20 protein-coding genes are annotated in these 19,162 nt (G+C 59.4%); 8 read left to right on the top strand and 12 right to left on the bottom strand.

The window, feature by feature from the left end; translation table 11 throughout:
- The 5 genes from FIV02_RS14355 to FIV02_RS14335 are packed head-to-tail and all read right to left on the bottom strand — an operon-like array spanning nucleotide 1 to nucleotide 4,022.
- Nucleotides 1–273 carry a VirB3 family type IV secretion system protein gene (locus tag FIV02_RS14355; protein ID WP_152489003.1) on the bottom strand — a complete coding sequence of 91 codons (273 nt, stop codon included), beginning with the start codon at nucleotides 271–273 and terminating at the stop codon, nucleotides 1–3.
- A complete protein-coding gene (locus FIV02_RS14350) occupies nucleotides 270–611 on the bottom strand; it encodes a TrbC/VirB2 family protein (RefSeq protein WP_152489002.1) in 342 nt (113 codons plus the stop codon). The genes FIV02_RS14355 and FIV02_RS14350 overlap by 4 nt, the downstream gene beginning before the upstream one ends.
- Complete coding sequence (gene trbB, locus FIV02_RS14345) at nucleotides 608–1,615, bottom strand: P-type conjugative transfer ATPase TrbB (protein ID WP_152489001.1); 1,008 nt, start codon at nucleotides 1,613–1,615, stop codon at nucleotides 608–610. The genes FIV02_RS14350 and trbB overlap by 4 nt, the downstream gene beginning before the upstream one ends.
- Nucleotides 1,612–2,034 (bottom strand): CopG family transcriptional regulator, encoded by a 423-nt coding sequence (locus FIV02_RS14340; RefSeq protein WP_152489000.1) that lies wholly within the window; start codon nucleotides 2,032–2,034, stop codon nucleotides 1,612–1,614. The genes trbB and FIV02_RS14340 overlap by 4 nt, the downstream gene beginning before the upstream one ends.
- Nucleotides 2,031–4,022, bottom strand: a complete 1,992-nt coding sequence (locus tag FIV02_RS14335; protein WP_152488999.1) for a conjugal transfer protein TraG — start codon at nucleotides 4,020–4,022, stop codon at nucleotides 2,031–2,033. The genes FIV02_RS14340 and FIV02_RS14335 overlap by 4 nt, the downstream gene beginning before the upstream one ends.
- Nucleotides 4,023–4,542: 520 nt before the next feature.
- Here FIV02_RS14335 and FIV02_RS14330 point away from each other — a divergent pair.
- The 8 genes from FIV02_RS14330 to FIV02_RS14295 all read left to right on the top strand — a co-directional run bounded on the left by FIV02_RS14330 (nucleotide 4,543) and on the right by FIV02_RS14295 (nucleotide 12,249).
- Nucleotides 4,543–5,400 carry an ATP-binding protein gene (locus FIV02_RS14330; protein ID WP_172979158.1) on the top strand — a complete coding sequence of 286 codons (858 nt, stop codon included), beginning with the start codon at nucleotides 4,543–4,545 and terminating at the stop codon, nucleotides 5,398–5,400.
- Nucleotides 5,400–5,621, top strand: coding sequence for a hypothetical protein (locus FIV02_RS14325; RefSeq protein ID WP_218571693.1), 222 nt, complete (start codon nucleotides 5,400–5,402; stop codon nucleotides 5,619–5,621). Before FIV02_RS14330 ends, FIV02_RS14325 begins: the two co-directional genes overlap by 1 nt.
- 4 nt (nucleotides 5,622–5,625) lie before the next feature.
- Nucleotides 5,626–5,868: a hypothetical protein gene (locus FIV02_RS14320; protein ID WP_152488996.1), complete on the top strand. Its 243-nt coding sequence runs from the start codon at nucleotides 5,626–5,628 to the stop codon at nucleotides 5,866–5,868.
- 3 nt (nucleotides 5,869–5,871) lie between these two features.
- A complete protein-coding gene (locus FIV02_RS14315) occupies nucleotides 5,872–6,249 on the top strand; it encodes a hypothetical protein (RefSeq protein WP_152488995.1) in 378 nt (125 codons plus the stop codon).
- Between the two features lie 153 nt (nucleotides 6,250–6,402).
- Nucleotides 6,403–7,020 carry a DUF2971 domain-containing protein gene (locus tag FIV02_RS14310; protein ID WP_152488994.1) on the top strand — a complete coding sequence of 206 codons (618 nt, stop codon included), beginning with the start codon at nucleotides 6,403–6,405 and terminating at the stop codon, nucleotides 7,018–7,020.
- A 173-nt stretch (nucleotides 7,021–7,193) separates the two neighbouring features.
- Nucleotides 7,194–8,624, top strand: a complete 1,431-nt coding sequence (locus FIV02_RS14305) for an IS1182 family transposase (RefSeq protein ID WP_152488993.1) — start codon at nucleotides 7,194–7,196, stop codon at nucleotides 8,622–8,624.
- A gap of 398 nt (nucleotides 8,625–9,022) precedes the next feature.
- A complete protein-coding gene (locus FIV02_RS14300) occupies nucleotides 9,023–11,485 on the top strand; it encodes an AAA family ATPase (protein ID WP_152488992.1) in 2,463 nt (820 codons plus the stop codon).
- The gene (locus FIV02_RS14295) at nucleotides 11,482–12,249 is read left to right on the top strand and encodes an HNH endonuclease (protein ID WP_152488991.1); all 768 of its coding nucleotides are present in this window, start codon (nucleotides 11,482–11,484) and stop codon (nucleotides 12,247–12,249) included. The genes FIV02_RS14300 and FIV02_RS14295 overlap by 4 nt, the downstream gene beginning before the upstream one ends.
- Before the next feature lie 427 nt (nucleotides 12,250–12,676).
- Here FIV02_RS14295 and FIV02_RS14290 read toward each other — a convergent pair whose 3' ends face one another.
- From FIV02_RS14290 to FIV02_RS14260, 7 genes are all read right to left on the bottom strand, one after another.
- On the bottom strand, nucleotides 12,677–12,985 hold the full coding sequence (locus FIV02_RS14290) for a DNA-binding transcriptional regulator (RefSeq protein ID WP_074879837.1): 309 nt from the start codon (nucleotides 12,983–12,985) through the stop codon (nucleotides 12,677–12,679).
- The gene (locus FIV02_RS14285; protein ID WP_152488990.1) at nucleotides 12,982–13,326 is read right to left on the bottom strand and encodes a toxin; all 345 of its coding nucleotides are present in this window, start codon (nucleotides 13,324–13,326) and stop codon (nucleotides 12,982–12,984) included. Before FIV02_RS14285 ends, FIV02_RS14290 begins: the two co-directional genes overlap by 4 nt.
- Nucleotides 13,327–13,489: 163 nt before the next feature.
- Nucleotides 13,490–14,416 carry a LysR family transcriptional regulator gene (locus tag FIV02_RS14280; RefSeq protein WP_152488989.1) on the bottom strand — a complete coding sequence of 309 codons (927 nt, stop codon included), beginning with the start codon at nucleotides 14,414–14,416 and terminating at the stop codon, nucleotides 13,490–13,492.
- Nucleotides 14,417–14,429: 13 nt separating this feature from the next.
- Nucleotides 14,430–15,629: an MFS transporter gene (locus FIV02_RS14275; protein ID WP_152488988.1), complete on the bottom strand. Its 1,200-nt coding sequence runs from the start codon at nucleotides 15,627–15,629 to the stop codon at nucleotides 14,430–14,432.
- A gap of 84 nt (nucleotides 15,630–15,713) precedes the next feature.
- Nucleotides 15,714–17,567 carry an asparagine synthase (glutamine-hydrolyzing) gene (gene asnB / locus FIV02_RS14270; protein WP_152488987.1) on the bottom strand — a complete coding sequence of 618 codons (1,854 nt, stop codon included), beginning with the start codon at nucleotides 17,565–17,567 and terminating at the stop codon, nucleotides 15,714–15,716.
- 23 nt (nucleotides 17,568–17,590) lie between these two features.
- A complete protein-coding gene (locus FIV02_RS14265) occupies nucleotides 17,591–18,661 on the bottom strand; it encodes a Gfo/Idh/MocA family oxidoreductase (RefSeq protein WP_152488986.1) in 1,071 nt (356 codons plus the stop codon).
- Entirely contained in the window at nucleotides 18,658–19,161 is a 504-nt protein-coding gene (locus FIV02_RS14260; RefSeq protein WP_152488985.1) for a GNAT family N-acetyltransferase, read from the bottom strand. Before FIV02_RS14260 ends, FIV02_RS14265 begins: the two co-directional genes overlap by 4 nt.
- Nucleotide 19,162 lies beyond the last annotated feature (1 nt).

The raw sequence follows: 19,162 nt of genomic DNA, 5'->3' as shown, positions 1-19,162 counted from the left end.
TCACACGTCCAGCAGCGGGCGCTGCTTGAGATGCCGGGCGAAGACCTGCAGGAACTGCGGATCCAGGCGGGCGCCCCAGACGGCCAGCGAGTGGCCGACCAGCCAGAGCACCAGGCCCGGGATCCATAGCTGCAAGCCCAGCCCGACCACAGCCGCCAGGGTGCCGTTGAGGATTGCCACGTTGCGCGGCGCCCCGCCGAGCAGGATTGGTTCGGCCAGAGAACGGTGCAGCGGCACCTCGAAGCCGGGAATGAGTTCACGCTCGCCGTTCATGCGATCACCGCCCCGCCGGCGAAGCTGAAGAAGCTGAGGAAGAACGAAGACGCGGCGAAGGCGATGGACAGGCCGAAGACGATCTGGATCAGCTTGCGGAAGCCGCCGCTGGTATCGCCGAAGGCCAGCGTCAGGCCGGTGGTAATGATGATGATCACCGCGATGATGCGCGCCACCGGGCCCTGCACCGAGTCGAGGATCGATTGCAGCGGCCCTTCCCAGGGCATGCCGGAGCCGGCGGCGAGCGCAGGTAGAGACGCACCTAGGCAGAGGGCGCCCAGCATCAATGCGCTGGCGACACGCCGACGATATACAGCAGAAGAATGAAGGAAAGTCATGGCTGGTTTCCTGAGGCAGATGACGGGGAAAGGAGGGAGTCGATGGGGGCGAGCTGGTAACCGCGGTCGTCGTGGCCGATGACGCGGGCGATCTGCTGGACATGGCGGGCGCGACCGCGGCCGGCGAGGAACACCACCAGGTTGACCGCCTCGGCGATCAGTGCCCGTGGCGCGGCCAGGGCGACTTCCAGGATCAGTTGCTCCAGGCGCAGCAGCGCTCCCTGGGCGGAGCCAGCATGGATGGTGGCGATACCGCCCGGGTGGCCAGTGCCCCAGGCCTTGACCAGGTCCAGCGCTTCGCCACCGCGCACCTCGCCGACCACCACCCGGTCGGGGCGCAAGCGCAGCGTGCTGCGCACCAGGTCGGCCATGGACACCAGGCCGGGTCTGGTGCGCAGGGAAACGTGATCGAGGGCGGGGCACTGCAACTCGACCGTGTCTTCCAGCACCAGCACGCGGTCGCCGCTGCTGGCCACCTCGGCGAGCAGGGCATTGGCCAGGGTGGTCTTGCCGGTGCTGGTACCGCCGGCGACGAGGATGTTCTGCCGGTCGCGCACGGCGCCTCGTAGGTAATCGGCCTGCGCGGCGGTGAGGATGCCGTCGGCCACGTACTGCTGAAGCGGGATGACGCCGGCGGCGCGTTTGCGCAGGGCGAAGGTCGGCCCGGCTGCCACTGGCGGCAGTACGCCCTCGAAGCGCTCGCCGGACTCTGGCAGCTCGGCACTGAGCAGGGGCTTGTTCCGATGAACTTCTGCACCGACATGCGTCGCGACCAGGCGGATGATCCGCTCGCCATCGGCAGCCGGCAGCGTGCCCAATCGGGAGCGGCCGACGGTCAGGCGGTCGAGCCAGAGCATGCCGTCGGGGTTGAGCATGACCTCGACCACGTCTGGATCATCCAGGGCGGCAGCGATCAGCGGGCCCATCGCCGTGCGCAGCATGCGCGTGCGGCGATCCAGGGAGGTAGCCGCCGTGGTCAGTACCGAGGAGGCAGCAGTGCTCATGGGCGCTCTCCCGTGCCCTGAACCTCCTCGTGCACGTCCTTGACCAGGCTGCGCCCGCGCTGCAGGTGGCGACCCAGTTGCTCGACGAACTGGGTGAAGCGCAGCTTGCCTTGTGCGCGTGCTGCTTCCTGATGGGCCTCGGGCACCGGCGTGCTGACCGTGAGGTAGTAGCGCACGTACAGCGCCACGGTCTCGATCAGGATGTTCTGGTCACGCTCCAGGCGCTCGAACTGGCGCGACAGCCGATCCAGGCGCTTGGCCATGGCCACCTCGCGCTGCTCGCCTGGCTCAGGCGATAGCCAGGATGCCAGCGCCGCGGCGATGATCGAGGACTTCGACACACCCTTGGTGATCGCTAGTTCGTTCAGGCGCTTGGCGTGCTCGGGTTGGATGAACAGGTTCAGGCGTGCTCGGCTCATAGGGCTATTCCATCGTCAGGGTCGAGTGCAGCCAGCCGCGCCACGCGTTGCAGGCGTGGATCCGGCTGGGGAGGGAAGGGGGCAGGGATGTCGTCCTCGTCGAGGAGCAGCAGGTCGCTGGCCGGATCGCCGAAATCCGGCAGTTGGGTGAGCTCCGCCAACTCGGGCTGACGGCGAAGGCCTCCGTCCTCGACGGTCTCGTCGTCGGCCAGGCCGGCCACCGAAGCGGCAACGGCCATAGGCATGGCCAGGTCGCTCCAGTCATCCGCACGTGCGGCGGGCGCGTCGGCGTAGCGGCCAGGCTGCAACTGTGGCGCAGGGAGTATCCGACTCTGGAAGTTGGCATCGGTGAAGTAGCGCAGCTTCTTCGCGCGGATCGGCGCCAGGCCGGAGAGCATCACCACGGCCTCGTCGCTGGGCAGTTGCATCACCTCGCCCGGCGTCAGCAGCGGGCGGGCGGTTTCCTGGCGCGACACCATCAGGTGGCCCAGCCAGGGCGCCAGGCGGTGGCCGGCATAGTTGCGCTGCGCTCGCAGTTCGGTGGCGGTGCCCAGGGTCTCGGAGATGCGCTTGGCGGTGCGTTCGTCGTTGGTGGCGAAGGTCACCCGCACATGGCAGTTGTCGAGGATCGAGTGGTTCTGGCCGTAAGCCTTGTCGATCTGGTTGAGCGACTGCGAGATCAGGAAGGCGCGCAGCCCATAGCCGGCCATGAAGGCCAGGGCCGTCTCGAAGAAGTCCAGACGCCCCAGCGCCGGAAACTCGTCCAGCATCAAGAGCAGCTTGTGCCGACGCTCGATGCCGTCGGAACCATCGAGCGACTCGGTCAGGCGCCGGCCGACCTGGTTGAGGATCAGGCGGATCAGCGGCTTGGTGCGGCTGATATCCGAGGGAGGCACCACCAGGTACAGCGACACCGGATGCTCGGCCGAGATGAGGTCGGCGATGCGCCAGTCGCAACGCGAGGTGACCTCGGCCACCGTCGGGTCACGGTACAGGCCGAGGAACGACATGGCCGTGGATAGCACGCCCGAGCGCTCGTTGTCGCTCTTGTTCAGCACCTCCCGCGCGGCCGAGGCCACCACCGGATGGGGTGCATCGCCCAAATGCGGCGTGGTCATCATCCGGTGCAAGGTCAGCTCGAAGGTGCAGGCCGGATCCGACAGGAAGTTGGCGACGCCGCGCAGGGTCTTGTCCTGGCCGGCATAGAGCACGTGCAGGATGGCGCCGACCAGCAGTGCGTGACTGGTTTTCTCCCAGTGGTTGCGCCGCTCCAGCGCGCCCTCCGGGTCGACCAGGATGTCGGCGATATTCTGTACGTCGCGCACCTCGTGGGCACCGCGACGCACTTCCAGCAGCGGGTTGTAGGCAGCCGAGGCCAGGTCGGTGGGGTTGAACAACAGGCAGTGGGAGAAGCGCGATCGCCAGCCCGCGGTCAGGCTCCAGTTCTCCCCCTTGATGTCGTGGATGACCGCCGAGGCCGGCCAGGAGAGCAGGGTGGGCACCACCAGGCCGACGCCTTTGCCCGAGCGCGTCGGCGCGAAGGTCAGCACATGATCGGGGCCTTCGTGGCGCAGGTACTGGTCGTCGAACTGCCCGAGGAACACGCCCGCCGGCTGGGTCAGCCCGGCCTTGCGTACCTCATCCGCACCGGCCCAGCGCGCCGAACCATAGGTGGTGACGTTTCGTGCCTGGCGAGCGCGCCAGATCGCCATGCCGATGGCCACCACCAGCGCCAGCAGGCTGCTGCAGGCGGCGATGCTGCCGCCGACGTTGAAGACTTCCGGCGCATAGGTGTCGAAGACGAACCACCACTCGAACAGCCGCCAGGGGTGATAGACCGGTGTACCCAGCAACTCGAACCAGGGCGCCCCCAGGCGGGCCTGGTAGCCGAGCGCTGCAGCCGTCCACTGCGTGGCACCCCACAGCCCGGAAAGGGTAATGGCCAACACCACCAGCACCTGGCCGTACAGCACCGTCGTCGCCTGCATCCCTGAACCCAACCTCCCTAGCAAAACGCACGGCACGCAGATGTGCCGTGGGCGAGAGGTTCGGTACTGGGGGAGGAGGGGTCAAAGACCGTTTCGGGGAGGATTATGAGTTGGGCGGCAACAGTTCTGGCTGTGGCGGTTGGCGGATAAACTCAGCGGGGTACGGTGTACACGACCGGTAGATGTCGACCCGAAGCTGCCGCTGGCGACGGACAGAAACCGGCCAGGAGCAGCCATTGGTTGAGGCCGTGGTGAAATTCGGTTGTGACTACAAAACAAGGGACGATCCAGATACCTCCTGTATCAGTGGCCAATGAGCTTATTTCCGTGGCAACCCATGTTGGACAGCTCAGATCCTTCACTGCTGGTGTACTCCGTGAAAGCGGTGTCGATGAGTAGGAATGTCTTGCATCGATGGAAGCTAGAAATGCCACCGATGCTTTCGGTGCTAGACTTACTCGAGGCGAGCCGGGCGAGTCGCGTTAGAATTGCACTCTGTTCAGCAACTATAGAAAAAATCATGGACCCTGTCGTTCGAATTGACTCAAGAGAAATTGAAAAGAGGCTGTCTTCATCGCTCATCTATGGCAATGATTTGCAGCTAAACAGGATGCACAGACTCTGTGAGTTGACAGCCTCTTCGGCCTCTCAGGAGATGCTTGCTGCCTTGGATTTTCTGCCGACAATCCTGCTGTTTGGCCCGCCCAATACGGGAAAAACGACACTTGCATATAGGCTGTTAAGCAGGGTCAAGGAGTCAAACAACAATGCCAATCTGTATTATTTGAATTTTTCCCGGGTGATGTCCGCTGAATACGGGGAAACGTCGAAGAACATCGTTAAAGCCTTTGATTACCTGAGTCAGAACACCGCTGACGATGAGTTCAAAATCCTCCTAATCGATGAGATCGACCAGTTCTGCATGTCAAGGAGCAGATCTAATGAGCACGACGCATCGAGACGGGCCATGTCTGCCCTGATGCTGGAGCTAGACAAGATTCATCCCTTTAGCCATCCACGATTGGTTGTCATCGCCGCAACCAATGTGCAAGACAAAATCGACAATGCCATTGTCCGGAGGTTTTGCCTAAAGCTCAATGTTAACGAGAAGCTGCAACGAGAACCTTTCGGAGACTACATAAGCAAGCTGATTGGGTGTATTAACAGCCTCCCCATTAGAGTCAGTTTGAGCGTTAGCCAAGTCAACAGCTTGTACCAAGCTTACATCGATTCAAACCTCACCATCCCCGACATCAAAGGCATATTTAGGAACGCCATTCTTGAAGATACTCATGATTTTGATAATTTCTTTACACAACTGAACCATGAGTTCAAGTCGGCGTACAGTTCTATCAACAATACTTTGGAGGCCATTTGATGAGCAAAATCTTTGAAACAGATGAAGACGAAATGATCTATCATCTGGAACTTCATCGCGACACAATCAGTTGGTTGTGCGAACTCCTGGATAGAAAGGGTATAAAAAATAAAAGAACCCGCGGCAACAGCTCTGAAGGCGACATCCTCCTAATCAAACCAGAGGATGCGGAAATAGTCAGGCAGATGATCCGCGAGCTTCACAAGACCTTCAACGAGTAGTGTGATGACCAGTAAAAAAGTGCCACCGCCCTCAATCGAGGTAAAGACTAACTATGTCCATAAAGGCATCGTTGAAGACATGCTCAGAAAACGAGAGGCTGCTGGGGTGGAACCTATTGCCATCTTAACAACAGCAAGTTTTTCTAGTCCCGCTATTAAGCTGCTGGATAGTAAAAATATTGCTTGGGCCGTCATCCCGGAGTCAGAGATCAAAGGGACAGAAGGCAAGGAACAGGAGAAGAAGTAACACATGAATATTCAAATCTATGAAGTTGATCAGAACGGCAAGGTGCTGGCAACGCGAGTATTCGAGTTTTCAGGCGATCTATTCATGCACTTCGCAAAGTCGGAATTTTCCAGAATAGGGGTGTCAACCAAGACCCCTGTCGTCATTGATGAAGAGCACGCTGAGCTAAAGCTGGTGGAGCTTTCCCCGTTCGTCAGACAAGCATTGGCTGGCTATCTCAAAGATTACCTGGTCGATCTTCTGAAGGATTGCTTGAAAAAAATGGGAAACTCCCCCTCAAGGCTTGAATATCAAGAGTATACAATTGACTTGAAAGAAATGCCTGACTTGATTCGGTGCATCGAGGATGACAAGTACACCCATCTCAATCGCATGGGTTAATCCTCATGGCTCATTGGCCAAAGCAAACCTCGCGGAGTACGCTTCGTAACATTGTGAGGCGTTCATTTTTGTACTGTGATGAGTTGTAAGTTATATAGGATCCAAGTTGACTATCGATAAGCGGTGCCCAAGATATCAATGCGAGAGCCCACAATGAGTAACGATCTGCCGTTCTTTGAACGCCCTGACCTCTCACCATATTTGGTGCATCTGACTCGGAGGTCTAGCGAAGATAAATCTTCAGCTTTTGAAAACTTGGTATCAATACTTTCAGATGGGCGAATAGAAGGCAGCACAACAACAAAAGGATTTATTAAGGGTGGTAATTCAGCGGCTTGCTTCATGGATATACCTCTAAGCTCACTCAAGTACGTGCTAAATGAAGCGAACACGGATCCTTCTAAACCCAGGTATGAGCCCTATGGAATTGTTGTTACCAAAAAAACCGCATATAAAAAGGGCTGTCGACCAGTAATTTATCTGTCAAACGCTGAGATGAAGCAGCTTGGAATTTCTAACGATGAGAAATGGCGCGTAGTCCGCTTAGAAAATGTAGACGGCACAGGCATCAACTGGATCCATGAACGAGAATGGCGATGTAAAGGTAGTTTTCAAATCCCTGAATCGCCTATCGCTGTTTTGGTAAAAAATAGTAAAGAAGCGGCGCGACTTCAACAAGTTATATCAAAAAACAAGCGTAACTTAACAAGTATACCTAGCTCAATAATTCCATTGAGTATTTTGTGCCAAGGTTTGCCATACATGGCGTAATTGGAGGGCCTGTAATTGAAGTGGATAGACTAGCACCGGGCTGCTAAATCTCTGGTCGATGCTGTAGGGATTATGCCGCCTGTCGCCACCGGCTTCTATCGGCCCTGAGTGTGTAAAAACGCCCGGACATACCCTTGCTATGATTTCTGAGAATTTCATCGCAAGGGAAGCCCATGAAACGGTTTATCCAAGGTGAACACCGAGGTCAAAGCACCTTGCTTCCCGAAAGCCTCGACGACTACGTCAGCGATACAAATCCGGTGCGCGTGGTCGATGTCTTCGTTGACGAACTTGACCTAGTGACGCTGGGTTTTGATGGTGTCATTCCAGCCGATACCGGCAGACCCGCGTATCACCCTGCGATCCTTCTGAAGATCTACATCTACGGCTACCTCAATCGCATCCAGTCGAGCCGGCGTCTTGAGCGAGAGGCCCAACGCAACGTCGAACTGATGTGGCTCACCGGTCGCTTGATGCCCGACTTCAAGACCATCGCCAACTTCCGAAAAGACAACAGCAAAGCCATTCGCGGCGTGTGCCGCCAGTTCGTTGTGCTCTGCCAGCAGTTGGGGTTGTTTAGCGAAAACCTGGTGGCCATCGACGGGAGCAAATTCAAGGCAGTGAACAATCGCGACCGCAACTTCACCAGCGCAAAGCTGAAGCGCCGAATGGAGGAAATCGAGTCGAGCATCAACCGTTACCTGACCGCCCTTGATGCCGCTGATCGGCAAGTGCCAACCGCTGCTGAGCCAGACGCTACGCGCCTGGAAGAGAAAATCGCCAAGCTCAAAGCACAGATGAAAGAGCTTCAGGTGATCGAATCTCAGCTCAACGACTCTTCAGACAAACAGGTTTCACTGACCGACCCCGATGCCCGCTCGATGATGACGCGTGGCAATGGCATCGTCGGCTACAACGTACAGACGGCGGTCGATACCCAGCACCATTTGATCGTTGCTCACGAGGTCACGAACGTTGGCTCTGACCGCGACCAACTCAGCTCGATGGCAAAGCAGGCGCGGGAAGCTATTGGTTCAGAAACGCTGGCGGTAGTGGCTGACCGTGGCTACTGCAAGGGTGAAGAAATCCTGGCTTGCCACAACGCGAACATCACTACCTACGTGCCAAAGCCGATGACTTCAAGTGCCAAGGCTGATGGTCGATTCAACAAAGATGCCTTCGTTTATGACGCGACGAAAAACGAATACATCTGCCCGGCTGGCGAGGCACTGATCTGGCGTTTTTCCAGCGTTGAGAAGGGCATGAATATGCACTGTTACTGGAGTTCAAACTGCCAGAGATGCGCGCTGAAACCGCAGTGCACGCCAAGCACCAATCGTCGAGTAAAGCGCTGGGAACATGAAGCGGTGCTGGAGGAAATGCAGCGTCGGTTGAACCATGCGCCGGACATGATGCGAGTCCGGAAGCGCACTGTTGAGCATCCCTTCGGGACGCTCAAGCAATGGATGGGCTCCACGCATTTCCTGACACGCAGGCTGGTCGGCGTCAGCACGGAGATGAGCCTCAATGTGCTCGCCTACAACATGAAGCGAGTCATGAAAATCATTGGCACTGAAAGCTTGCTGAGGGCGATGGTGGCGTAAAAGCCCTGGCTTTTGCTGCTCCAGAAGGTGCTAAAACGCACCAGAAGCGCTCTCGAACGTTACCGGTGCCGGTCGGGGCAAATACATGGGGAATAAACTCGTCCAGGAGCGCTGGGCTGAGACACCCAAGATCCGAAAGTGTTTTTACACACTCTGGGCCAATAGCAGCCGTTTGTGATTGGACGCTATTGGTTAAAATTAGCCTTTTCATCGGCGTACCGCTTTGGCTTGTCCAGAGGCGACGGTGGTGCTTGTTTCGATGATTGTCTTGGGCCTCATTTTTCTCGACCATCTCATCCCAGTTTTCTAGCAGTCCCTGCAGCAACAATCGGGACTTGTGCGGCCGACCACAGCGAAGACCGCTTTCCAATTACAAGGCTATGCAAAGGTAATGCACAATGTTTGACGAAAAAGATTTTGCCGTCGCGCAATTCTGGAAGATGTTGAAGAAACGTGTCGCCTCACGCGAGCGAAGCGACGATCGCATGATGGATAAGGCCCTGCTGCAGATGCTGTTTATCGTTGCTCTCGATCAGGGGCTGTTATCGATTTCTGCTGAGAAGCCTATCCAATTCAGGCGTCTGTTGAACGTGGAGCACGATCATGTTTTTGACCGGCAGTGGCGGGACATATGTACTGAGCTAATCGGCATTCTGGACTTGCCACCGCAGTCTGAATTTTTTGGCTCCATCATCGACAGAGCTTTTTTCACGGAGGCATTCGAAGCAATTGACGGTAAACTACCCCGTTCGCCAAGTGAGCTGTTGAGACTGTTCGACTATCTATTCTTCACAAGTGCCGCCGCTGATCTTGGGGCCAGTTCACGTTACCTTAGCATGGTCGCCAGGTTCTCTAGCATGTTGGCTAGTCGAGCTTACAGACGAGTCGAGGCATTCGCCTTGACGGGTGAGTTCCTCTCATTGAACCCCTCCGGAGTGCCTGACATTCCACCTAGATGGAGCCCTACTATTGTGCGATTCATAAAGGGGTGGGAGTTTGAGTTGCGGCTTCGCATGGCTTTCCTTCATGCCAATACAGAACAACTCGCTGAAAAGGCCTATGATACCGTCGAGCTCCTATCTGGGGATTTTGTCCTGATTGATGCTCCCCGAAAGATGTCAAGTCGCGCCTCAGGAACTTTTCAACAACTGCGATCAGCATCCGCCGCCGAAAGTTCTGTGCAGATGCTGGAAGTATTGCTGAGCCGCAATCATTTTCTTGAAGGCGTGGTGATGACTCGCGGACCAGAACGGTCTACGACCAAACATGAGGTTAAAAAATTACGTGAGTGGTTGGTGGAATCGAAAATGCTGGTAGCAGTAATCGATTTCCCCTCAGGTAGCCGCAATACAACTATTTCCCATAGTGCGTGGGTGCTTCGTGCCCACCCGACCGCTCCGCGAGAAACTGTGTTGATGGCGGATATGCGAGCGCTGCTACCTGCCAATCATCGGGGTGGTTGGACCGCATTGGGGGAGTTTGCAGCTCGATTGGTTCTTTCTTGGGAGGGCGACCAAGCTGATACCGAGTGGTTGCAATTGGAGCAAACCAACAGCAGCGACAAACGCTTGCTAAATATCTACCTGCGTGAATTCGGCGATGGCTATCGTGACGTGCCAGGGTTGTGTGTGAGTGTGTCAAGGCAACAGCTGTTGGCGAATCATTCTCGTCTACTAGCCCGTGACTATTTAGTCTCTCAAAAGAAACGGATCTGGGCTTCTGGCCTGGATAATGCCGCTATTACCCAATTGCTAGCATCAAAGCGACAGTTGCGTGAACCGATCTATGTGATCGGGAATAATGGTGAGGGTAAGAGTCTGCTCCTGCGTGAAATTGCAGAACTGTCTATTGACCAAGGGCGCAAAACCATAGGGTTGGCTTTTGGTTTCAGTGATCGCTTTTCTCATCTCGCCCAGAAGAACAAAGAGAACTCTTTTTTTCGTTACGAGGGTATCCGCAACGCCAACTCAACAGCGTCAGGAAAGAAGATTGCCTTGGACATGGGTAAAAAGATGTTTGACCTCCATTGCGATCCCCATCGACTTGCCGCGTTCAGTATGGGCTTGGAATTGTTGGATTTCAGGGCGCGGCGGTATTTGGTGCCTTTTACATCTGAATGGGATGACCAGGATGCAGATCTACTGGTCAGCTCGACCGTTCTGCTGAGCGATCTCGCTAAGGAAAATATCGACCTGGTAGAGCCGAGTGCGCTGGCAAGTATGCAGCCTGCGCTGGGGCGCATGAGCGCGCGCAGCGAGGTTACGCCATTTTCCGAGTTGAGTTCGGGAGAACAGCAAATGCTGGCCTTGCTGGTTAAGCTAGCGGTTTCGGCGACGCCAAACGCACTCATATTGATCGATGAACCAGAAATAAGCCTGCATGTAAGTTGGCAGCGATTACTACCTGTCCTACTTAGCAGGATGTGTGAGCACTTCAAGTGCGACATGGTTGTAGCGACGCACTCTCCTCTTTTAGTGACGAGTGCGTTAACCACCAGCAATCATTGCTTTGTCGCTCAAGATCAGCAATTGATCCCTCTGCGCGTTCATGACCGCGGTTCTGTTGAGCGGGTACTGTTCACTGGCTTTGGCACACATACTGAAAATAATCGACAGGTACACGAACGTTGTGCGGCGATTGTCTCTGAGGCGATAAAATCCGTGAGCACGAAGCATCAAAACTTACAACTTATCGCTCGGTTGGATGAGGAGCTGGTTGGGATGCGCCGCATTGTCCGCTCGGCAACTGGGCAATTGCGCAGTTCATCCCTTGATAGCGAACTGGCGCTTATCGAAAAAACTCGCGAGGCATTGGGTCAGTTGCAAACTTGGGCTCAGGAGACTGGAGGGGCTGGGCGGTGAGTTTGTTACCCGCAGGGCGTGACCGGCAAGCAGAGGAAGCGCAGTACCTAGCGAAGAGCCATCGGAAGGTAAGGCGTCGCCCCCATGCGGCGGACATCATGAAGGCCGAGAATTTCTTCGATGCGACACTTAGGGAAAACCGTGATGTGTGGGTCGAATTCTACAACACCGAATGGCGGACACCGGCGGGCCCGATAACAGGCGCGGAACTGATGGCTGCCCTGCGCGATCATTTGGCAGGGTTGCAAGAAGAGCAGTGTTGTTACTGTCGGCAACCACTACTAAAAGGCGGCCACGCTCGCCCCATTGAACACGTCCTTTCCCGAACCGAGCATCCAAGGTTCACCTTACATTTCTGGAATCTCGCAGTCAGCTGCGAACGCTGCAACCGGCTAAAAGGCAAGACACAATCCGAAACTTTTGGGCGTGCGCTCTCCAGTTACCCAAACCATACGGATTTCGTATCTCAGTATCATCCAAGGTTGCATGAGTATGATGCGCACATCAAATACACCACCATTAGTCAAAATGGGGTAAATATTCCGCTTTATGCTGGGCGGACTGTCCATGGTCGAAACCTTTGCGCGCAATTCCTTCACGCAACTGCGCTTGAGATGACACTTTTATCGCCTAAGTCAAAGCTTCATAAGGATTTGAGCATCATAGAGAAATTTATCGTAAGTCATGACGAAGCTGCCATTGACAAGATTCAAGCCGTTCATTCTGCGTTGCTCGAAGCCATGGTCAATGCTGCTACTGATTGAGCAATACGCAAGTATGTATGTAATTTACAGTTGAGGGATCGTTCCCCCTAATTTCGTAGGCGCTGAACGACGGCTTTTGGCCGATTTCTGCCGGTTGTGATCGGCAGTCGGTGACCGGAGGCCGCTCCTTGCCTCATAGTCGAGTTCACCCTCAGCGCTGGGAGCTATTCGGCTAGCAGCGTTGTAATCCGGTTGACGCTGATTACTTGTCCGCTCCAGATCATCTCGGAATGGGTAGCCTGGATGATCGAGGTGACAGGGCACGGAGTCATCAGCGCCCTGCAGACGTTGCCTGGAGAGCGAAGCGAGTTGTAGCGAAGGCCTGTGCATGCCGCCCGCTTCACTTCGCTTCCCAATTTATTGGGGTACCCGGCGAGTGGTTCTGCCGACTCGCTGCTGTTACAGGGAGCAACAGCGCTCTGGTGATCTACGCCAGTTCGCGTATGAGCTCCGGATGCTTACTCAGGATACGGATCAGGACGGTGGCCTGGTCGTTGGGCTTTGAGCGGTTCTGTTCCCAGTTCTTCAGGGTCGCTGGCTTGGCGTGAATGGCCTGGGCAAAGACACCCTGCGACATCTGCAGCTTTTCGCGCAGTGCGACGATTTCCGCACCTGTCGCGGGTTCGATTGGCTTGTATTCGACCTTGTGGGTACGCAGCGTACGCTTGCCTTCACGTGCTGCGGCCAGGTCGTCGAAGCCTTCGATCAATTCGGAAAAAATATCGCGTTTGGTCATGGTGTTTCCCTCGCTTTCACTTCGTGCTCAAGAAGCGCCTTCAGCTGTCTACGCTGGTCACTGCTCAGGTCGTCGAGTTCGTCTTTGTCATACAGGGTGAAGAGCCAGAACTGCAGGCCGCTGTGCCAGTAGTAGTAAATGACCCGGACTCCACCTCGCTTTCCTTTGTTACGCCTGACCGATCCGAAGCGGACCTTCCTCAGGCCACCACTGTTGGCGATGACTGCGCCTGCCTCCGGGTTGGCCAATAGCATCTGCTGGAATAGTGAGTACTCGTCGTCATCGAGGTGGGCTTTTCGGTTGCGCTCGAATGGCGACAGTTCAACGAACAATGCTTTCATATGTATGCGCTATTTGCGTATATTTTATGGCGGGTGCTTTTTTGTCAAGAAGCGCACAGTCGGCGGAGTATAAAAAAGCGGCAGCCTCGCAGTGCTGCCGCTGTGACGCGCTGCCTGATGGAGGCTCATCAGCGATGCGGATCAGACCTCGTACCTAGGTTTATCAAGCGATCTGCTCTCGTGATGTTTGCTCGGGCAGCAATATCTGTTCCTCTGCCGGACTCACCCGCCCGATAAACCGGATCAGTTGCTCGGCCGGTTCGCCTTCGCGCCGTATCAGGTAGGTGGTCAGCATCGCGGGGTAACCGGCCAGCGGCCGGGCCACGACGTCCGGGTTGTTGAGTTCGGTGATGCGCGCCAGGCTGGAGAAGCCCAGTCCGTATCCTGCGGCCACCAGCGCCATCATCAGGTCGAGTGTCGGTACGCGGTCGGCGATGGTCAGCTGCGTGTCCACAGTGCCCAGCACCCGCTGCAGCTGTTGCCAGAAGCCTTCGCAGACCTGTGGATCACAGAGCACCAGCGGGTAGCGCACCACCTCGTCGAGCGGCACGTGCCGATAGGTCAGCAGGGGATGGCGGGAAGGTACCGCGACCACCAGCGGATCGAACCAGACCGGTTCGGCGACCAGTCCCTCGCCAACCTCGTCGGACTGAGCAAGCCCGACATCGAACAGGTCGTCGTTCAGGCCTCTGACCTGCTCGGCGAAGGTGACCTCCGACAGGCAGATCTCGACCTCGGGTTCTTCTTCGCGGCACTGGGCGAGTAGGGCGGCCAGGCGAGCCTGCGGGATGCCGTCGGACAGTGCGACCCGGATGCGCCCTCGGTAGCCGGCCGCGGCGCTCTTGACGCTGGCCCTGGCCTGGTCGACCACGGCGAACACCCGGCGCGCTTCTTCCAGCAGCACCTTGCCGGCCCAGGTCAGGCGCGTGCTCCGCGTCGTGCGCTCGAACAACTGTACGTCCAGGCGGTACTCCAGTTCCTTGATGATCCTGGAGAGAGGCGACTGTTCGATATGCAGGCGCGCGGCCGCACGCGCAAAGTGCAGTTCCTCTGCGACGGCGATGAAACAGCGAAGGTGGCGCAGTTCCACGGCCTTTCCTCCGTCAGTTGTAGGGTTCGGCTTGCACGTCGCCGGTCCAGCTCGGTTGGCGACGCAGGTTGATGATCTGCAGCAGGGCGCCCAGGGCGGCGACGCCACCGGCACTGGCGGCGAGGGTCCAGGTGGGCATCTGCAACAGCAGCACGAAGCCGCCGGCGGCGGCGCCGATGGCGCTGCCCAGGTAGAGCGCCGATTCGTTCAGCGCGATAGCCAGGTTGCCGTCGCCCTGGGCCTGGCGCGCCAGGATCAGCTCGTTGTTCTGCGGTACCTGCAGCGCCCAGCCGACCGCGCCCCAGAGCGCGATGGGCAGCATCACCAGCCAGGTGCCGAGGGCGGCCGACAGCGGCAGCACGAACAGCGATACGGCGAGGATCAGCATGATGGCGAAGGTCAGCACCGGGCTCTTGATGCGATCCACCAACGGGCCGATCAGAAAGCTGCCCAGCACACCGCCGATACCCCAGACCCACAGGTAGGGCGTGACCGAACGCACCGCGCCATAGGCCGGGTCGGCCATCAGCGGGGCGATGAAGGTGTACATGCCCAGGCTGGCGATGGCTGCGAGCAGGGACACCAGCAGGATGACCAGCACATGTCCGTCGCTGAGGATCGCCAGCTTCTGGCCCAGCGTCGTGGCGGTGGCTGCGGGCAGCGCCGGGAGCTTCAGCAGCAGGCCGAAGAAGGCCACCAGGCCGAGCAGGGTGACCAGCCACAGGGCGGCCTGCCAGCCCATCTGCTCGGCGATCAGAAGGCTGAGCGGCACGCCCAGCACCACGCCGCTGGCCATGCCGCCCATGATGATGGCGATGGCCTTGCCGCGGCGCTCCGGCGTGGACACCGCGGCCGATGCGCCAATGCCCATGGCCAGGTAGACGCCGGCACCGATGCCGGCGATGGCGCGCCAGGCCATCAGTGCGGTGAAGTCCTCGGCCAGCGCGCTGGCGGCGTTGGCGATGACGAACAGGCCCAGGGCCAGTAGCAGACCGGCACGCTGGCGATGCGCCGGGGTCAGGGCGACGAAGATCGGTGAGCCCAGGCCGTAGGCCAGGGTGAAGGCGGTGACCAACTGCGCGGCCACCGCGACGGACACCGCGAACGAGGCCTCGATCATCGGGATCAGCCCGGCGGTGACATAGGACGCCATGCCGAGGGCAAAGGCCCCCAGCGCTATGAGGTAGATGGGGGATTGGTTGGGTGTGTGCATGCTCGGACTCGCTTGCGTTGCGGGAACGCATGGGTGGGACAACTGAGGGATACGACCCCGCACCGGGGCCGCATCCGGTTGGGGCTAGAGCTCGAGACTGACGTCGTACTCGCTCAGCCAGGTGTTGAGGCCGACCGCCAGCTCCATGCCCATGCGTTCGTACATGGGCGAGACGCTGCCGAGCGGCTTGGCCAGGGTTTGCTGAATGCGGCCGCTGTCGAGCAGCGGCGTCACTGGCGCATTGCGATCCGCCTGGATGGCGGCCAGGGCATCACGCAGCGCCTGCTCGTAGGCCGGGTCCTGGGTCGAGGGGTAGGGGCTCTTGACCCGCTCGCTGATCGACTCGGGCAGCAGGTCGCGGGTCGCCGCGCGCAGGATGCTCTTCTCCCGCCCGTCGAAGGCCTTCATTGCCCAGGGGATGTTGAAGGCGTACTCCACCAGGCGGTGGTCGCAGAAGGGCACCCGCACCTCGAGGCCGACGGCCATGCTCATGCGGTCCTTGCGATCCAGCAGGGTCTGCACGAAGCGCGTCAGGTTGACGTAGCTCATCTGCCGCATGCGCAGGTCCTGCGCGCTTTCGCCCGGCAGCACAGGCGCCTCGGCAATGGCCTGGCTGTAGCTGTCGCGCAGGAAGCTCTGCATGTCGAGCTGGGCCAGCAGGCCCGGGTCGAACAGTGTCTTGCCGTCGAAGTACTTGCCGGTGACCGAGGTTAGCCAAGGGAAGGTGTCGGCCTGGATCGCCTCAGGATCGTGGAACCAGCGGTAGCCGCCGAACACCTCGTCCGCGCTCTCGCCGGACAGTGCCACTGTCGAGTGCTTGCGTACCTCCTGGAACAGGCGATAGAGCGACGGCCACATGTCGCCCCAGAAGGCCGGCGGCAGGTCGAGAGCTCGAACGATCTGTGCCCGCAACGCCGGGTCGGCCAGCTCGCGGCTGTCGAGGACGATCTCCTGGTGGCTAGAGTGGATCTTCTCCACCAGGTCGCGGACGAAGGGCGCATCCGGCGTGCCACGCACGGCATCGCCAGTGAAGCCACTGCCGTGGTCGACGAAATCGACGGAGAAGGAGCGGATGTTCTCCTTGCCGGCGGCCAGCAGCTTCTTCGAGGCCAGTGCTGTGATGATCGAAGAGTCGAGACCGCCCGAGAGCAGGCTGCACAGCGGCACGTCGGCGACGATCTGACGGTCGACGATGTCCTCCAGCAGGTCGCGGATATGCCGGATGGTTTCGTCCAGCGAGTGGCCGTGCTCGAGTGCCTCCAGCTTCCAGTAGTGGCGGCGGCCCAGGCCCTGGCGGTTGATTCGCACGATCTCGCCCGGCATTACCTCGCGCATGCCGTCGAACACGGCGTGCCCCGGCGTCTTCACCATTTCCAGGATCTCGCGCAGGCCGTCGGCGCGGACCTTGCGCGGCACCAAGGGGTTGGCCAGCAGCGCCTTGGGCTCTGAGCCGAACACCACGCCGTCCGAGGTCGGGAAGTAGTACAGCGGCTTGACGCCCATGCGGTCACGGATCAGCAGCAATTCCTGAGAGCGCAGATCCCAGATGGCGAAGGCATACATGCCGTTGAGCCGTTCGACGAAGGCCTCGCCCCATTCCACATAGGCGCGCAGCACCACCTCGGTGTCGCTGCGGGTCTCGAACCGATGGCCGAGTCGTTGCAGCTCGGTGCGCAGCTCGCGGAAGTTGTAGACCTCGCCGCTGTAGGTGATGGCGGCGACCTCACGCGGGCCACCGTGCATGGCCGTCATCGGTTGGCGACCACCCTCCAGGTCGATGATCGACAGCCGCCGATGGCCCAGGCCGACCGGCCCGTCGATCCACAGCCCGCCGGCGTCCGGGCCGCGCAGGGCCATGGTGTCGGTCATGCGCTGCAGGGTGTCGCGTTGTGCTTCCATGTTCTGGCCGTAGGACAGCCATCCAGCGATTCCACACATAGTCTTTCTCCTTGTGAATGGGGTTACCCGAGGCTTTCCAGGTCGCTGTCCTCGGCCAGCAGCACGCGCGTCTCGCCATGGACGTAGCGCGCCGGTGGTGGGGTTTGGGCGTGGGTATCGAGATCGTTGAGCAGGCGCTGCAGGGCCACGGCGGTGTCTAGGCCGGCGAATGGCTGGCGTGGCGGCTCCTTGAGCGCCACCGCGCGTACTACCTGCCGGCACAGCCGCGAAAGCTTGTGAAGGGTGTCCAGCCCGGGTTCGTCGAGGGCGGTGGCGAACTCGTGCAGCAGCTCCTCGGCGCCGTTTGCGCCGCGCGTCCAGATGCGTAGCTGGTCGTGATCCCAGCGCGGCGTATCGAACACCAGGCGCGCATGGATCAGCCGGGTGTCGCGGTCGACGAAGCTGAAGTCCACCGTGCGTTGGCGGGCGATGTTGACGAAGCTGCTGTAGCCGGTGACCCGCGCCTCGCCCAGGCTGGCGGTGAGCTGCACGGTGTCGAGCACTTCGTTGCCGGAGATCGAGAAATCCGAGCGTACGCCGAGCACGCCATGCAGCCTGAGCTGGCCGGCGCGCGGGCAGATCCAGCCGAGCAGGTCCAGGGCATGGATCACCTCGCTGGTCACGCCGCAGGTAGGGCGGTAGTCGTTGATACGATCCTTGCCCCAGTGGAAACTGGCGCGCACCAGTTGCCAGTCGTGGCGCTCGACCCACTCGCGTAGTTGCCGGCTGGCGTCCGAGTAGCGTTCCACCAGATCCAGGGCAAAGCCACTGACGTGCTCCAGTGCCCCGTACACCTCTGCCAGGTCGTCTCCGGGCGTGACCAGCGGCTTCTCGCAGATCACGAAGCCCCGGTAACTGGCCAACTGCTGCAGCACGGGCGCATGGCTGTGGTCGTTGACACTGACCACGACGACGTCCGGCGCGAACGCCTGCAGCGCCCGGCCGACGTTGTCGAAGTAGGGCAACTCGGTCGGCTTCTGCCGGCGCCCGACATAGGCCAGCGACAATGGCAGGCCGGTGCTCGCGGCGATATGCTCGAAGGCGCGGCGGTAGCGGTTGCCGGCATAGCCCAGGCCGATGATCAGGATCTTCATGCCGAGGCCTCCTGACGAATCAGCAGGCGCTCGTCGCTGACGGCGAAGCCCAGGGCCTGGTACAGCGTGCCGGCGGCCTCGGTGCTTTGCAGTGTCACGGAAGCGACGCCACGGTTGGCGAACCAGCGCAGCAGGTGCTGCATCAACTGCCGGGCAATGCCGCGGTTGCGCCATTGCGGCTCCACCACCACCGATTGCACCCAGCCGGACAGGCCGTTGAGGCAACCGGGAGCCGGAGCGCGCTGGTCGATGATGGCGGTCGCGCAGCCCAGCACCTGGCCGGACTCCCTGTGCTCGGCGGCGAGGATCTGCACGCAGTCGCCCTCGCTGAGGCGGCTGCCCAGCCAGGTGCGGTAGGCCGCCCGCCAGCGCGCGGAGTCCTCCGGCGTCTTGCTCGAATAGCTGGCGGCGGTGCCATCCAGCAGGTGCGCGCGCAGCTCCACCAAGCTGGCCAAGTCGGCCACGGTCGCCGGGCGCACGGTGAGGAAGGACTGATCCATC

Source organism: Pseudomonas sp. THAF187a (assembly GCF_009363395.1).
GTDB classification, from domain to species: Bacteria; Pseudomonadota; Gammaproteobacteria; order Pseudomonadales; family Pseudomonadaceae; genus Aquipseudomonas; species Aquipseudomonas khazarica.
The sequence above is the reverse complement of the archived record's forward strand: the minus strand, read 5'-3'. Positions and strand labels throughout refer to the sequence as shown.